Origin of the sequence: Pseudomonas sp. (genome assembly GCF_049645325.1) — a bacterium.
In the GTDB taxonomy this organism is placed as follows: Bacteria; Pseudomonadota; Gammaproteobacteria; order Pseudomonadales; family Pseudomonadaceae; genus Aquipseudomonas.
The window spans coordinates 1-15,634 of sequence record NZ_JBARTQ010000480.1 but is presented as its reverse complement, the minus strand read 5'-3'; the positions used below and the strand labels follow the sequence as shown (position 1 = coordinate 15,634).

Here is a 15,634-nt window from a genome sequence, read left to right as displayed (position 1 = left end):
AGCGCGGGGCAAGCCCGCTCACCACATAAGCTCTTACAAAAGCCATCACATAAGCCCTTACAAAAGCTCTCACACCAGCATTCACAAAAACCTCACTCAAGCCCTCACAAAAGTTCCGCAAAACCCCCGCAGTAGCCCGCGAACAGCTTACCCCAATCGAATATTCAAACTCTGCGCATCGCCCAGGCGAGCGGCGCTGATCAGTTGCTGCTTGGCGGCAGCATTCAACGGGTTCAACCAACTGACGACGGTATGGCTGCGGCCCAGGCGCAAGGCTTCGCAGGTCAACTGCTGGGCACTTTGGGTGCCGCGCGGTTGCAGCAGCAGGATGCGCTCACGGTTGAGGCCGGCGTCCCGCAGCCAAGCCTGGGTCAGGCTGGCGGGCGGGGCGATCAGCGTCAGCCAGCGGGCGTCCTGCTCCTCGCTCAATTCGCGCAGGATCGGCGCCAGCAGGCTCAGGCAGTTCCCGGCAGCACCGCGCAACGACAGTTCACTGAACGCCTCAGGCTCGGCGCTCCAGGGCGCCTCGACCGTTTCCTTGAGGATGGGCGCAAGGGGTTGGGCCATAAAGGCCTCAAACAGCGACAGCTGTGCCTGTTGTGGGGTGTGCATGAACTGCATGGTGCCTCCTTTAGCGGCGTATGACGCCGACGCTCAAGCCTTCGATCACCAGGTCCTGATCTTTCAGGTTCACTTCAATCGGCGCGAACTCAGGGTTCTCGGCCAGGAGCCAGACCTTGCTGCCTTCGCGCTTGAAGCGTTTGACGGTGACTTCATCGCCGATACGGGCGACGACGATCTGGCCATTACGGGCTTCGCGGGTGGTATGGACGGCCAGCAGGTCACCGTCGAAAATGCCCACATCCTTCATGCTCATGCCGTGGACCCGCAAGAGGTAGTCGGCGCGTGGATGGAAGAAGGTCGGGTTGATGTTGCAGGACTCTTCGACGTGCTGCTGCGCCAGGATCGGCGCACCGGCGGCGACACGGCCGATGATCGGCAGGGTCGATTCGTCGGCCTTGGCTTCGAAGCCAGGGATGCGAATACCGCGCGAAGCACCTGGGGTCATCTCGATCGCGCCTTTGCGGGCGAGGGCTTTAAGGTGTTCTTCGGCGGCGTTGGGGGACTTGAACCCCAGTTCCAGCGCAATTTCTGCTCGTGTCGGCGGGTAGCCGTTGTCATCGAGGCAGCGCTTGATAAAAGCCAGAATCTCAGCTTGGCGTGGCGTCAGTTTTAGCATGTTGATCGCTCTGTCTTTTTATACAGTGACTGGGATTATATACAGTGAACTGCACTTGGCAATCATCCTTTTAAAGCACTCCGCTGGACGGTCATTCGTCACCCGTCCTACAGGGCAGAGACAGCGCTGCCTACAGACCGGCGGGGATGTGATTAAATAGCGATGAAATAGATGACTGCCCGGCCGGAAAACGGACTCGCAGGCTTGACAAGACACACTCTGAAACGTATGTTTCAAACAAGTGTTTGTCAGGCGGAGTAGCCATGGCCCAGTCGGAAACCGTTGAACGCATTCTCGATGCTGCCGAGCAATTGTTCGCGGAAAAAGGATTTGCTGAAACTTCATTACGCCTGATCACCAGCAAGGCTGGGGTCAACCTCGCGGCAGTGAATTACCATTTCGGCTCGAAAAAAGCCCTGATCCAGGCGGTGTTCTCGCGCTTCCTGGGGCCGTTCTGCGCCAGCCTCGACCGTGAGCTTGAGCGCCGCCAGACCAAGCCTGACAACAAGCCAAGCCTGGAAGACCTGCTGGAAATGCTCGTTGAGCAAGCGCTGGTGGTGCAACCGCGCAGCGGCAACGACCTGTCGATCTTCATGCGCCTTTTGGGCCTGGCGTTCAGTCAGAGCCAGGGCCACCTGCGCCGTTACCTGGAAGACATGTACGGCAAGGTGTTCCGCCGCTATATGTTGCTGGTCAACGAAGCTGCCCCGCGAATTCCACCGATCGAACTGTTCTGGCGCGTGCACTTCATGCTCGGCGCGGCCGCGTTCAGCATGTCCGGGATCAAGGCATTGCGCGCGATTGCCGAGACCGACTTTGGCGTCAACACCTCCATCGAGCAGGTGATGCGCCTGATGGTGCCGTTCCTTGCGGCCGGCATGCGCGCCGAAACCGGCGTGACCGACCAGGCCATGGCCGCCGCCCAATTGCGCCCGCGCAGCAAATCCACGCCGGCCGTCGCCAAGGCGTGATTGCCCCGGGTGTGCGCGGCCGCTAAGCTAGCCGCCATGCCGATTTCAGCTATTTACTCGCAACCCGTTGTGCTCAACGCGCTTATCGCGCCACCTGAGCGCAACGGGTTGTGTGCGTTATTAAAGGAAGGTTTATGACTGCTGCCCTGCAAGGTTCTTTGATGGTCGACGTGGCCGGTACCTGGCTGACGGCCGAGGACCGCCACTTGTTGCGCCAGCCTGAAGTGGGCGGGCTGATCATTTTTGCGCGCAATATCGAGCACCCGCGCCAGGTGCGCGAGATGAGCGCGGCGATTCGTGCCGTGCGCCCGGACCTGCTGCTGGCGGTCGATCAGGAAGGCGGACGCGTGCAGCGTCTGCGCCAGGGCTTCGTCCGCCTGCCGGCGATGCGGGCGTTGGCGGATAACCCCAATGCCGAATACCTGGCCGAGCAGTGCGGCTGGATCATGGCCACCGAGGTGCTGGCCGTCGGCCTCGACCTGAGCTTCGCCCCGGTACTGGACCTGGACTACCAGCGCAGTGCCGTGGTGGGTACGCGCGCCTTCGAAGGCGACCCCGAGCGCGCCGCCGTGCTCGCCGGTGCCTTTATCCGTGGCATGCACAGCGCCGGCATGGCGGCCACCGGTAAACACTTCCCGGGCCACGGGTGGGCTGAGGCGGATTCCCACGTCGCCATCCCCAATGACGAACGCAGCCTGGAACAGATTCGCGCGAATGACCTGGTGCCTTTCGCACGCTTGAGCAAGCAACTGGCGGCGGTGATGCCCGCGCACGTGATCTACCCGCAGGTTGATGCGCAGCCTGCCGGCTTCTCGCGCCGCTGGCTGCAAGACATTCTGCGTGGCGAGTTGCAGTTTGATGGGGTTATTTTCAGCGATGACCTGTCCATGGCCGGGGCTCATGTGGTCGGCGATGCGGCCAGTCGTATTGAGGCGGCGTTGACGGCGGGTTGTGACATGGGGCTGGTGTGCAACGATCGCGCGGCGGCGGAGTTGGCGTTGAGTGCGGCGCAACGGATGAAGGTCACGCCATCGGCGCGGATCGCGCGGATGCGGGGTCAGGCGGTTGCTTCGACAGACTACAAGCAAGACCCGCGCTGGTTGGCGGCGCTCGGCGCGCTGCGGGATGCTCAGTTGATCGGGTGATCAGAAGGGTTTAATAAAAATCTAAAACGTCGGAGATATCGGAATACTGCTGCCGCTTATTCGTACTCATAGGCAGGAAACAGCCGTCTTTATCTTGACAACGCTTGGCGTAAAGTGAGCCCCCATGAATAGCCTATTGACGCGTCTTGCCGGCCTGGACTGGCAAGAAAACTTCACTCCTCGCACACTTGAGCGAGGTTTTGACTATCTGGACGAAGACCGCGTCCAAATCATGGAGGTCGGGACACAACGACTCCTCGCACGGTGCAGCGGCTCTGGCGGCAGTATCTATTCCTTGGTGATCACTCTGACCGCCTCGGACGACGCGTATTGGACTGATATCGATTGTGTGTGTTCTTGCCCGGTCGGCGTGGACTGCAAACACGCCGCCGCCGTTTTATTCAAAGTGACTGCAGTTGCGCACGAGCTGGATGAGCCCAATTCACCCAGTGATCGCCTCAATCCGCAGATCGAGCAATGGCTTAACAATATTCCCGCCGCGACGCCAGAGGTTGAATCGTTACCCAAAAGCAGCAACACCTGTTTGCTGTACCAGCTCAGCCCTGACGCTTACTCAAACCGGTGGTCGCTGGCCGTCTTCCGGGCACGCACCTTGAAAAAGGGCGGCTATGGCGAAATCAAGGCGCTGTACTCGCTCGATGAAATCCTGACGCGTGCCCCCGGTTACATGCTCGATGTGGACAAGCGCATCAGTCGGCTTCTCTTGGTTGGACGAGAGTACGGTCGCTACGGCAGCAATTTTCCGCTGGAGGGTGAGGACGGCGCCGAAATTCTGAAACTGGCGCTGACAACCGAACGGTTGTTCGTGGACTTTGATACCCAATTGGCGCTCAACCCAGGTTCCACGCGTGTCGCTCACTTCAATTGGGCCGTGCAGCCGGACGGCAGCTGTCGACCGCAATGGCTATGCGACGATCTACGCTTGCACGAAGTCCTGCCACTCAAGCCGCTTCATTATTTGAACCTGGATAACATGGAGCTGGGTCGGCTTGAGTATGAAATGGATGATCGCCTGGCTATTCACCTGTCCAGCTTGCCCGAGATTCCCGAAAACCAGGTCACGTTATTCAGTCATCGCATCAGTGCAATGGGCGCCTCGATACCGCCGCCGCGTGCGTTGACCGAGCGAGTGGTCGATACGCTCGAGCCTCAGGCTTGCCTGACATTGGGCAGCGACGAGACCTATGCTTACAGCGCAGAGTTTCGCAGGCCAATGCCGACGTTTGAACACCGTGCCGCATTGGCGTATCGCTATGGCGATAGCTTGACCCACGACAAGGGTGGCGCTGAGATACGGTTTTTGAGCGGTACCGAAACCCAGCGTATCCAGCGTAAACCTGCGGCCGAAAAAGCCTTGCGCAAAGCCCTGACTAAACTCGGCTTTATCAAGGTCAATCGCAAAACACGCGCGTTGCCACAAAGCGCCGGCGAGATGTTTGATCTGGCCACCGATGACGATTGGTTGAACTTCATTGACGATCATCTGCCAGCCCTTCAACAGGCGGGCTGGGACATCAGCATCCAGCCCGGTTTTTATTACCATGTGGAAGCGGTGGACCATTGGTACGCTGACATCGAAGAATCTCCCGGTCACGAATGGTTTGATCTTGAACTGGGGATCGAGGTCAATGGCCAGCGCTACAGCCTGCTGCCCATTGTGCTGGAACTCATGGCTCGCCAGCCCAAATTGCTCGACGCCGGGTATATGGATGAGCGCGCTGATGAAGAGCGCGTGCTGGTAAGCCTGGGCACTCGCGAGGGGACTAAGGTCGCTCTGCCTTATGGCCGGATCAAACCTCTGATGGCAACGTTAGGTGCCCTGTACCTGCGCGATCCCGATGGCGAAACGCTGCGGTTGAGTGCGCCGGATGCCGCCCGCCTCAGTGATTTGGACGCTATTCCGCTGGTCTGGCAGGGCGGTGAGCGCGTGCGGCATTTTGCCAAGCGCCTCAAGGAGTCGACCCATGCGCAAATTTCGGCTCCCCAGGGTTTGAACGCCGAGCTGCGTGGCTACCAGCTCGAAGGCCTGAACTGGATGCAAACCCTGCGAGAGCTGGGCGTTGGGGGGATTCTGGGCGATGACATGGGGCTGGGCAAAACCTTGCAAGCCTTGGCGCACCTGCTTTGCGAAAAGCAGTCCGGCCGATTGCAAACCCCTGCACTGGTGGTGATGCCCACCAGCCTGATTCCGAACTGGTTGGATGAAACCGAGCGTTTCACGCCGCAGCTTAAGGTGCTGGCGCTGCATGGCGCGCAACGCCAGAGCGATTTCACGCGTTTGGCCGATTACGACCTGGTGCTTACCACCTACGCGTTGCTGCCACGCGACCTTGAAGTGTTGCAGCCCACACGCTGGAGCGTGCTGATCCTCGACGAAGCGCAAAACATCAAGAACCCCAATAGCAAGGCCGCCCAGGCTGCCCGGCAATTAAACGCCGATCAACGTCTGTGTCTCTCAGGTACGCCGCTGGAAAACCACTTGGGCGAATTGTGGTCGCTGTTTCATTTCCTGTTGCCGGGATGGTTGGGCGATAGCAAAACCTTCAACCGCGATTACCGCACGCCCATTGAAAAACACGCGAATGCGCAACGTATGCGGCACCTCACCGCGCGTATCAAACCTTTTCTGTTGCGTCGAAAGAAGGAGCAGGTCGCCACTGAGTTGCCGCCCAAGACCGAAATTGTTCATTGGGTGGAGTTGAGTGATGCGCAACGGGACGTTTACGAGACCGTACGTGTGGCCATGGATAAAAAGGTGCGCGATGAAATCAGCCGCCACGGTGTGGCCCGCAGTCAGATCATCATTCTTGAAGCGTTGCTCAAACTGCGCCAGGTATGTTGCGATTTACGTCTGGTGAAGTCGGCACCGGTTTCCAAGGCGGTGAAGGTCGGGACCGGTAAGCTGGGTAGCTTGATGCAGATGCTTGAGGAGTTACTCAGTGAAGGGCGACGGATTTTGCTGTTCTCGCAGTTCACGTCGATGCTCGCGCTGATTGAGGAAGAGTTGAAGCAGCGCGAGGTCAGGTATTCGATACTGACCGGCGACACCCTCGACCGACGCACCCCAGTGAAGAACTTTCAGGACGGCAACGTGCCGTTGTTCATGATCAGCTTGAAAGCCGGTGGCACGGGCTTGAACCTGACGGCGGCCGACACGGTGATCCACTATGATCCGTGGTGGAACCCCGCCGTGGAGAACCAGGCCACTGACCGTGCGTATCGCATCGGGCAGGACAAGCCGGTGTTTGTGTACAAGATGATTGCGCGCGGCACCGTGGAGGAGAAAATCCAGGCGTTACAGTTGGAAAAAGCAGCGTTGGCCGATGGTGTTCTTGAAGGTGGCGCCAGTGCAGGGTGGAAGCTGGAGCAACGGGATATTGAGGCGCTGTTTGCGCCATTGCCAGGCTGAAAGCCGTGGCGCGCTCTTCGCAGCGTAGGTATCTCCATAACTTGCGATGAACACTAAATCTGAAGCCGGCGAGCTTTTGTCGCGAGCCCGCTCCCATAGTTTGATGTGTGAATACATTCAAAGGTGGGAGCTGGCTTGCCTGCGATGGCGACCCTCAGTCAACGCTTCTCTTGCTTGTGCGGCAATGGCGCAAACAACGCCTCGATATCCTCATTCCCCAGCTGCCAATCCCCCGTGGTCCGGCCATCCAGCACACCTGCCGCCAGGTCGGACTTTTCCTTCTGCAGGTGCTGAATCTTCTCCTCGACGGTCCCCCGGGCAATCATCTTGTACACAAACACCGGCTTCTCCTGCCCGATACGATACGCACGGTCGGTGGCCTGGTTTTCCGTGGCCGGGTTCCACCATGGGTCGTAGTGAATCACCGTGTCGGCTTCGGTCAGGTTCAGGCCTACACCACCGGCCTTCAGGCTGATCAGAAAAATCTGCAGCTTGCCGCTCTGGAAGTCCTTCACCGGCGTGCGTCGGTCGCGGGTCTGGCCGGTCAGCAGTGCGTAGGCTACGCCGCGTTTTTTCAGCTCGACTTCGATCAAGCTCAGCATCGAAGTGAACTGGGAAAACAGCAGAATCCGGCGGCCTTCTTCGAACAGCTCTTCGAGCATTTCCATCAGGCTGTCGAGTTTGCCCGAGCTACTGCCGCGTGCGGGCAGTGCGGCGTCGTTAACCAGGCGCAGGTCGCAGCACACCTGGCGCAGCTTCAACAGCGCTTCAAGAATGATGATCTGGCTGCGTGCCACACCCTTGCGGGTGATCTCGTCGCGGACCTTCTTGTCCATGGCCAGGCGCATGGTTTCGTACACATCACGCTGAGCCTCGTTGAGGTCGACCCAATGGATGATTTCGGTCTTGGGCGGCAACTCGGTGGCCACTTGTTCCTTGGTGCGGCGCAGCAGGAAGGGTTTTATCCGACCGTTGAGGTGCTGCAATCGCACATCGCTGGCGCGCTTTTCGATGGGCACACGGTAATCGCGGTTGAAGCTTTTCACGTCGCCCAGCCAGCCCGGCAGCAGGAAGTGGAACAGCGACCACAACTCGCCCAGGTGGTTTTCCAGCGGTGTGCCACTCAGGCACAGGCGTTGGCGTGCATTCAGCTCGCGCGCGGCCTGGGCGGCCTTGCTGTTGGGGTTCTTGATGTACTGGGCTTCATCAAGGATCAGCACGTGCAAGGGCAGGGCGGCAAGCTGTTCGATGTCCTTGGGCAGCAGGGCGTAGGTAGTCAGCAGCAGGTCATAGTCCTGCAAGTTCGCAAAATGCTTCTTGCGTGTGGCGCCGTACAGCGCCACCACCTTGAGTTGCGGGGTAAAGTGCGCTGCTTCGTCGAGCCAGTTCGGGATCAGGCTGGTGGGCATCACCACCATGCACGGTCGGTCGAGGCGCCCGGCGATTTTCTCAGTGAGAATATGCGCCAGGGTCTGTAGGGTTTTGCCCAGGCCCATGTCATCCGCAAGAATGCCGCCCACGTCCAGCTGGCGCAGCGACTGCATCCAGCTCAAGCCTTCCAGCTGATACGGGCGCAGGGTCGCGTTCAACCCCTCGGGCGCCACGCAGGTGAAGTCCTTGATGTCCCGCAGGCGCTGGGCAAAGTTACGGATCTTCTCGCCGCCTTCCCATTGCAGCGGCAGGTCTTCCAGCGGGTTCAGGCGAATGGCATCGGCCTTGGCCAGGCGCAGCGTGGTGGTGCCGGTTTCCTGCAGGTAAAACTCGCCGAGGGTAGCCAGGACGGGCTTCAATCGGCCGTAGGGCAACGCCACTTGCAGCGGGCCGTGGCCGTTGGGCAGGCCGGGAATGTTCACCAGGATCAGCTCGTCATCACGGCGCCTGGCGAGTTTTTCCGGGTTCAGAATCTCGGTGTGCGAGCGCATCAGGTTCAGCAGGATCGGCAACAGGCTCAGGCGCTCGCCATTGACGATAATCCCCAGCTCCAGGTCAAACCAGTCGCGCTCCGGCCCTTCATCGACGGTGGCGTACCAGTCGTCAACGGCGCTCAGGTCGAAACCGAAATCCTCTTCGATTTGCAGCTCCCAACCCTCGGCGCGCAAGGTGGGCGAGGCGTTGAGCGTGAAGTTCAGCCAGGCGCTGTCATTGACCAGTTCGAACAGCTCGCCCGCACTTTCCGGCAGGGCCTTGCTCTGGCGCGTGGCGATCTTGAAACCCAGCAGGCGCAGCTGCTCGCGATAGGGCTGCTCCAGTTCCGGGTGCCGCTTGATGCGCAGGCTCTGGGTTTCCTGGCGCACCACGATGTCGGCGTTTTTCTGCCCGCTGACATAGTTGCCCAGGTAGTTGAACGACAGCGCCGCGCGGTGCTGGATATAGCGCTGCATCTTGCCGTTGCGCGGTTCAAACGCACTGAACTCCACGCTGGCCAGCCACAGGCGCGGCACGGGCAACACGTCTTCCATCACCACTTGCGGCAACACCACGCGGTTATCCAGCACGGCCTGGAGCTTTTCCAGCAGCTCGGCGTCCTGGGCGGCGGCGGGGTAGGCGAGGGTTTCCTGGACCTTGAGCAGCACCGCCGCGATGTGTTTGCAGTTGGTGTGCACCGGGCACGTGCAGCGGCTGTCCACCAGGATCAACGTGCCCTTGGCCGACTCACGCAGCGAGATGGTTTGGCGGTAGACATTGCCGCCCGAGCCCTCGCAACTGGCGATGATGGTGCTGTCGCCGGACTCGACGATGCGCACGCGGTTCTCCAGGGCGTAGCGCCGCCCGCGCTCAAGGCTCTGTTCTTTAAAGCGATTGGCCCACGAAGGGGCCAGGGGTTTGGTCAACGACGACGTCAGGGGCATGGCGCGGGATCAGTCCTGGATGTCGGGCGGTGGTGCGCTGGGTGGTTTGGCGGTCAGCGAGGTGATCTTGATCAGCAACGCCAAGTGGCCGCCATCCAGGTAGTTGAGTTGGTTGTTCTTGGTGCGCACCTCTTGCTGGCTCAGGTGCTCGCTGGCGACCACGCTGCCGTTGGCGTCGAACTGGTTGATCCAGAAGTCTGCATCGATGTCGGTAAAGCGCCCCAATTGCAGGTTAAGCGTGCCTTCAATCGGAAACTGGCCGAACTGCTCCTGGCCATCGCTGATGGCCAGCTTCACCGGTTGGTCGCCCAGGTTCTGGTCCCAGGCCCGGTGCAGCAGCACGGTATAGCTGTTGTCGGCACTGAGCTTGTCGACGATGTTGCCCAGCCGCGGCGGGCTGATTTTGTCCGCCGGCAGCCGCGACGCACCGGCGTCCCAGTTTTCCGGCGCTGCGCGGCTATTGATCACCGGCTCGGCGTTCTGGCGCACCAGGATCATTTCCACCAGGTACGGGCTGTCGGCAAATGCCGAAGGAGCAACGACCACCAACAACAAGCTCAAAATGCGGAACAGGCGCATTGGGGCGTCCTTCAAGCAGATTTCGGGATGAGGCGCTCAAACAGCGCCTCTATTGTATTAAAGCGTTCTTCGGCACGCTCCATCGGCACCATGAACTTGAACAGCGTAGCCCCTTCGAACTTGTAGCGGTTGGGCTGGCCCTGAATCAGCTTGATCAGCACCAGTGGGTCGACCGGCGTTTGCGCTTCGAATTCGATGCGCCCGCCCTGCGGCCCGGCGTCGACCTTCTTGATACCGAGCTGCTCGGCCTGCAATTTGAGCAGGGTCAGGCGCACCAGGTTCTTGGTCGGCTCGGGCAACAGGCCGAAACGGTCGATCATCTCCACCTGCAAGTCTTTGAGGCCTTCTTCGTCGGTGGCCGAGGCGATGCGCTTGTACAAGATCAGCCGCGCGTGCACGTCGGGCAGGTAGTCTTCGGGAATCAACGCGGGCAAACGCAGGTTGATTTCCGGGCCGCCACCCAGCGGTTGATCGAGGTTCGGTTGCTCGCCTTTGCGGATGGCCTTCACCGCGCGTTCGAGCATCTCCATATAGAGGGTGAAACCCACGGCCTGGATCTGCCCGCTCTGACCGTCGCCCAGCAGTTCGCCGGCGCCACGGATTTCCAGGTCGTTGGTGGCCAGCACGAAACCGGCGCCGAGGTCCTGGGTATTGGCGATCGCTTCCAGACGCTTTTCCGCATCCGAGGTGATCTGCTGGCGCGGTGGCGTCAGCAAGTAGGCGTAGGCCTGGTGGTGACTGCGCCCGACCCGGCCGCGCAACTGGTGCAGCTGCGCCAGGCCGAATTTGTCGGCACGCTCGATGATGATGGTGTTGGCGCTCGGCACGTCGATGCCGGTCTCGATGATGGTCGAGGCGATCAGCACGTTGAAGCGCTTGTGGTAGAAGTCGCTCATCACCTGTTCGAGTTCACGCTCGCGCATCTGCCCGTGGCCAATCGCGATACGCGCTTCCGGCACCAGTTCGGCGAGGTCGGCGGCGCATTTCTCGATGGTTTTCACATCGTTGTGCAAGTAATAAACCTGCCCGCCGCGCAGCAGTTCGCGCAGCAGCGCTTCTTTGACGACGCTTTTATTCTGCTCCATCACGAAGGTGCGCACCGACAACCGGCGCGCTGGCGGCGTGGCAATGATCGACAAGTCGCGCATGCCCGACACGGCCATGTTCAGCGTGCGCGGAATCGGCGTGGCGGTGAGGGTGAGGATGTCGACTTCACTGCGCAGGTTTTTCAGCTGTTCTTTCTGGCGCACACCGAAACGGTGTTCTTCGTCGATGATCACCAGGCCCAGGTTTTTGATCTTCACGTCGTCGGACAGCAGCTTGTGCGTGCCGATCACGATGTCGATCTTGCCTTCCGCGAGGTCCGCAACAGCCGCGTTCACTTCTTTGGCGGACTTGAAGCGGCTCATCACTTCCACGCTCACCGGCCAGTCGGCAAAACGGTCGCGGAAGCTGTTGTAGTGCTGTTGGGCGAGCAGGGTGGTCGGCACCAGGATCGCCACTTGCTTGCCGCCGTGCACTGCAATAAAGGCAGCGCGCATGGCCACTTCGGTCTTGCCGAAGCCCACGTCGCCGCAGACCAGGCGGTCCATCGGCTTGGGCGCGAGCATGTCGGCGCGCACGGCTTCGATGGTGGTTTGCTGGTCCGGGGTTTCTTCGAAGGCGAAGCCGGCGCTGAAGGTCGCGTAATCGGCTTTCGGGTCGGCGAACGCATAGCCTTCGCGCGCGGCGCGGCGGGCATAGATGTCGAGCAATTCGGCAGCCACGTCGCGCACTTGTTCGGCGGCCTTGCGCTTGGCTTTCTGCCAGGTCTCGGACCCCAGGCGGTGCAACGGCGCCAGTGCGTCGTCGCTGCCGGTGTAGCGCGCGATCAGGTGCAGGCTGGCGACCGGCACGTAGAGCTTGGCGCCTTCGGCGTATTCCATGGTGAGGAATTCGGCGGCCTGGTTGTCGATTTCCAGGGTCTGCAGGCCCAGGTAGCGGCCCACGCCGTGGTCGATGTGCACCACCGGCGCACCTTCGCGCAGCTCGGTGAGGTTTTTGATCACCGCATCGTTGTTGGCGTCAGCACGTTTTTCGCGACGGCGGCGCTGCATCACGCGCTGGCCGAACAGCGGGCTCTCGGCGATCAGCGCCAAGGCCGGGTCGTCCAGCAGCAAGCCTTCGTCCAGCGGCGCGATGGTGATCGCCAGGCGGTCTTTGCTCTTCACAAAGTCCGGCCAGCTGTCGACGGTTTTCGGGCGCAGCTTCAGGCGTTCGAGCAATTCCAGCAGCACTTCGCGGCGGCCGGCGGATTCGGCGGTGAACAGCACGCGGCCGGGGAATTCGCCGAGGAAGTTCGACAGCGCTTCCAGCGGCTGCGTGGCTTTGGCCTGGATCGCGAGGTCCGGCAGGGTTTGCGCCGGGAAGCGCTCGCGGCCACTGCCGGCGTCCACGTCCTGTTGGCTGGCGACCACGCGCGGCCAGTTTTTCAGGCGGGCGAAGCAATCTTCCACCGGCAGGAACAGTTCGGCAGGCGGTAATAAAGGCCGGGACGGATCGACGCGGCGCTCTTCATAGCGGTTGCGCACGTCGTTCCAGAAGTTTTCCGCCGCTTGTTCGATGCCCGGCAGCGAGAACACCTGAGTGTCTTGGGGCAGGTAGTCGAACAACGTGGAGGTTTCGTCGAAGAACAGTGGCAGGTAGTACTCGATACCGGCCGGTGTAATCCCGCTGCTTAAATCCTGAAAGATCGGGCAGCGACGGAAGTCCACATCGAAACGCTCACGAAAGCGCGCCTTGAAGCGTGTCACCGCGTCTTTTTGCAGCGGGAATTCCCGCGCCGGCAGCAGCTTGACCGAGTCGACCTTGTCGATGGAACGCTGGTTCTCCGGGTCGAAGGTGCGCAAGGTTTCGATTTCGTCATCGAACAGGTCGATGCGAAACGGCAGTTTGCTGCCCATCGGGAACAGGTCGATCAGCGAGCCGCGCACGGTGAACTCGCCGTGTTCGTACACGGTGTCGACATAGCGGTAGCCCGTGGCTTCCAGGCGCGTGCGCATTTGTTCGACGTCGAGCTTCTGGCCGGCATCCAGCACCAGGCTGCTGCCCAGCAGGAACTTGGTCGGCGCCAGGCGATGCAGGGCCGTGGTGATCGGCACCACCAGCACGCCGTGGGCCAGTTCCGGCAAGCGGTACAGGCTGGCGATGCGCTGGGAAATGATGTCCTGGTGCGGCGAGAACAGGTCGTAGGGCAAGGTTTCCCAGTCAGGGAAATGCAGCACCGGCAAATCGGGGGCGAAGAAGCTCAGCTCCTGCTCCAACCGTTCGGCGCTTTGGCTGTCGGCGGTGAGCAGCAGGGTAAAGCGCTTGGCTGCGCTGGCAGCCTCGGCAATGGCCAGGCTCAGGGCGGCACCGGGCAGGTTGCCCCAGTGCTGTTTACCTGCCGCAGCAGGGAGAAGCGGTAGACGCAGAACGGGCACGGAAGGTTGAGCTCCAAGCGTTGCGACAAAGTCGGTAATTGTAACGGCCCGAGGTGCCGCCTGTCAGTTGCTGACTGTGCCTATTACGGTTTGTAGGAAATGTAGTGGCTAAGACAAACAATGGAGTGTTTTGACTCAATATGTAGTGCCATTTCGTACGGATGTTTCGGAGGGTTACGGACAAGTCGGCGTTGTCGGCGAAGTGGTGGCCTTCTGGAACCCGCGTATTTACTGGGCTGTAGCGCGGTGGTATTTTTTTGCAAGGGCTTTTTGTTGCCTGTCGCGCATTGCTCATCGGGCAGTCGGACGACATAATGTAGCCCCTTTTTTCTGCCCCTACATGTGGAAGGTTCCCGTGACTCAGAAGCCCGACCAGTGTCTTGGTGAATGGATCGACCGTGAAGCGCTCGCTGAAGCGATGATTCCGCTTATCGGTCAGCTGTACCGCAATAACAATGTGGTGAGCTCGATCTATGGCCGCAGCCTGATCAACCAATCAGTCATCGCGATTCTCAAAGCCCACCGCTTTGCGCGTCACCGTTCCGCCGACGACAGCGAACTCTCCGTCCACGAAACATTCCCCCTGCTGAAAGCCATGAGCGAGCTCAAGCTCGGCGCGGCTTCGGTAGACCTGGGCAAGCTGGCCTACAAATTCCGCAAGGAAGGTGCTGGCCGCAGCGCCGAGCAGTTCGTGCGTGAAGAAATGGCCGACGTGGTTGGCCAGCAAAACGCCGCCGCCCGCAAAGGCACCGACGTTGTGCTCTACGGCTTCGGTCGTATCGGCCGCCTGCTGGCGCGCATCCTGATCGAAAAAACCGGCGGCGGCGACGGCCTGCGCCTGCGTGCCATCGTAGTACGCAAAGGCGCCGAGAACGACCTGACCAAACGCGCCAGCCTGCTGCGCCGCGACTCGGTACACGGTCCGTTCAACGGCACCATCGTCATCGACGAAGAAAACAACACCATCACCGCCAACGGTAACCTGATCCAGGTGATCTACGCGAAGAACCCGGCTGAAGTGGATTACACCCAGTACGGCATCAAAGACGCGCTGCTGGTGGACAACACCGGCGTATGGCGTGACGCCGAAGGCCTGGGCCAGCACTTGGCCTGCCCGGGTATCGACCGCGTTGTGCTGACCGCACCGGGCAAGGGCAAGCTGAAGAACATCGTGCACGGCATCAACCACGGTGAAATCACCGCTGACGACAAGATCGTGTCCGCCGCTTCCTGCACCACCAACGCCATCGTGCCGGTGCTGAAGGCTGTGAATGACAAGTTCGGCATCGTAAACGGTCACGTTGAAACGGTTCACTCGTACACCAACGACCAGAACCTGATCGACAATTTCCACAAGGGCGATCGCCGTGGTCGTAGCGCCGCGCTGAACATGGTGATCACCGAGACCGGTGCTGCCACCGCTGCTGCCAAGGCCCTGCCTGAGCTGGCCGGCAAGCTGACCGGTAACGCGATCCGCGTGCCGACGCCAAACGTGTCGATGGCCATTCTCAACCTGAACCTTGAGAAAGCCGCCACCCGGGAAGAGATGAACGAGTACCTGCGCTACATGGCGCTGCACTCCGATCTGCACAAGCAAATCGACTTCGTTAATTCCCAGGAAGTGGTGTCCACTGACTTCGTTGGCTCGCGCCACGCCGGTGTGGTGGACGCCGAGGCGACCATCACCCAGGACAACCGCGTTGTACTGTACGTCTGGTACGACAACGAGTTCGGCTACAGCTGCCAAGTGGTTCGCGTGATGGAAGACATGGCTGGGGTCAACCCGCCTGCGTTTCCGCGCTAAGCGTCAGCAGTCAATAAAAAGCCCCGACTGGTTCGGGGCTTTTTTGTGGCTGTGGGTTTTGGGGTGATTGGTAGGGCCTCATCGCAGCATAAGTATCTACACAACTTTCAAGGCTGAAAAATCTCCCTGTAGTGAGCGGGCTTGCCCCGCGCTGG

The 15,634-nt window shown here is 60.5% G+C and carries 9 protein-coding genes; 4 read left to right on the top strand and 5 right to left on the bottom strand.

Annotated elements, in window-relative coordinates:
- Window positions 1-147: 147 nt before the first annotated feature.
- Complete coding sequence (gene sulA, locus WBB95_RS20620; RefSeq protein ID WP_424489262.1) at window positions 148-621, bottom strand: SOS-induced cell division inhibitor SulA; 474 nt, start codon at window positions 619-621, stop codon at window positions 148-150.
- Between the two features lie 10 nt (window positions 622-631).
- Complete coding sequence (gene lexA / locus WBB95_RS20615; RefSeq protein ID WP_003172575.1) at window positions 632-1,240, bottom strand: transcriptional repressor LexA; 609 nt, start codon at window positions 1,238-1,240, stop codon at window positions 632-634.
- A 263-nt stretch (window positions 1,241-1,503) separates the two neighbouring features.
- Between lexA and WBB95_RS20610 the strand changes: the two genes are divergently transcribed.
- The 3 genes from WBB95_RS20610 (at window position 1,504) to WBB95_RS20600 (ending at window position 6,786) form a co-directional block, all read left to right on the top strand.
- Window positions 1,504-2,211, top strand: coding sequence for a TetR family transcriptional regulator (locus WBB95_RS20610; protein ID WP_424489261.1), 708 nt, complete (start codon window positions 1,504-1,506; stop codon window positions 2,209-2,211).
- A 134-nt stretch (window positions 2,212-2,345) separates the two neighbouring features.
- On the top strand, window positions 2,346-3,356 hold the full coding sequence (gene nagZ / locus WBB95_RS20605; protein ID WP_424489260.1) for a beta-N-acetylhexosaminidase: 1,011 nt from the start codon (window positions 2,346-2,348) through the stop codon (window positions 3,354-3,356).
- Between the two features lie 124 nt (window positions 3,357-3,480).
- The gene (locus WBB95_RS20600; RefSeq protein ID WP_424489259.1) at window positions 3,481-6,786 is read left to right on the top strand and encodes an SNF2-related protein; all 3,306 of its coding nucleotides are present in this window, start codon (window positions 3,481-3,483) and stop codon (window positions 6,784-6,786) included.
- 158 nt (window positions 6,787-6,944) lie between these two features.
- On the opposite strand, the gene WBB95_RS20595 is transcribed toward WBB95_RS20600, so the two are convergent.
- From WBB95_RS20595 to mfd, 3 genes are read right to left on the bottom strand one after another with little or no spacing between them, the layout of a single operon-like run.
- Entirely contained in the window at window positions 6,945-9,635 is a 2,691-nt protein-coding gene (locus WBB95_RS20595; protein ID WP_424489258.1) for a DEAD/DEAH box helicase, read from the bottom strand.
- Window positions 9,636-9,644: 9 nt separating this feature from the next.
- Window positions 9,645-10,214 (bottom strand): CsiV family protein, encoded by a 570-nt coding sequence (locus WBB95_RS20590; RefSeq protein ID WP_424489257.1) that lies wholly within the window; start codon window positions 10,212-10,214, stop codon window positions 9,645-9,647.
- A gap of 11 nt (window positions 10,215-10,225) precedes the next feature.
- The gene (gene mfd / locus WBB95_RS20585; RefSeq protein WP_424489256.1) at window positions 10,226-13,675 is read right to left on the bottom strand and encodes a transcription-repair coupling factor; all 3,450 of its coding nucleotides are present in this window, start codon (window positions 13,673-13,675) and stop codon (window positions 10,226-10,228) included.
- Between the two features lie 340 nt (window positions 13,676-14,015).
- Between mfd and WBB95_RS20580 the strand changes: the two genes are divergently transcribed.
- Entirely contained in the window at window positions 14,016-15,479 is a 1,464-nt protein-coding gene (locus WBB95_RS20580; protein WP_017137429.1) for a glyceraldehyde-3-phosphate dehydrogenase, read from the top strand.
- Window positions 15,480-15,634: the final 155 nt, after the last annotated feature.

Coding starts and splice junctions, on each gene's coding strand:
- sulA (WP_424489262.1), bottom strand. CDS start 621: ATGCAGTTCATGCACACCCCACAACAGGCACAGCTGTCGCTGTTTGAG.
- lexA (WP_003172575.1), bottom strand. CDS start 1,240: ATGCTAAAACTGACGCCACGCCAAGCTGAGATTCTGGCTTTTATCAAG.
- WBB95_RS20610 (WP_424489261.1), top strand. CDS start 1,504: ATGGCCCAGTCGGAAACCGTTGAACGCATTCTCGATGCTGCCGAGCAA.
- nagZ (WP_424489260.1), top strand. CDS start 2,346: ATGACTGCTGCCCTGCAAGGTTCTTTGATGGTCGACGTGGCCGGTACC.
- WBB95_RS20600 (WP_424489259.1), top strand. CDS start 3,481: ATGAATAGCCTATTGACGCGTCTTGCCGGCCTGGACTGGCAAGAAAAC.
- WBB95_RS20595 (WP_424489258.1), bottom strand. CDS start 9,635: ATGCCCCTGACGTCGTCGTTGACCAAACCCCTGGCCCCTTCGTGGGCC.
- WBB95_RS20590 (WP_424489257.1), bottom strand. CDS start 10,214: ATGCGCCTGTTCCGCATTTTGAGCTTGTTGTTGGTGGTCGTTGCTCCT.
- WBB95_RS20580 (WP_017137429.1), top strand. CDS start 14,016: ATGTGGAAGGTTCCCGTGACTCAGAAGCCCGACCAGTGTCTTGGTGAA.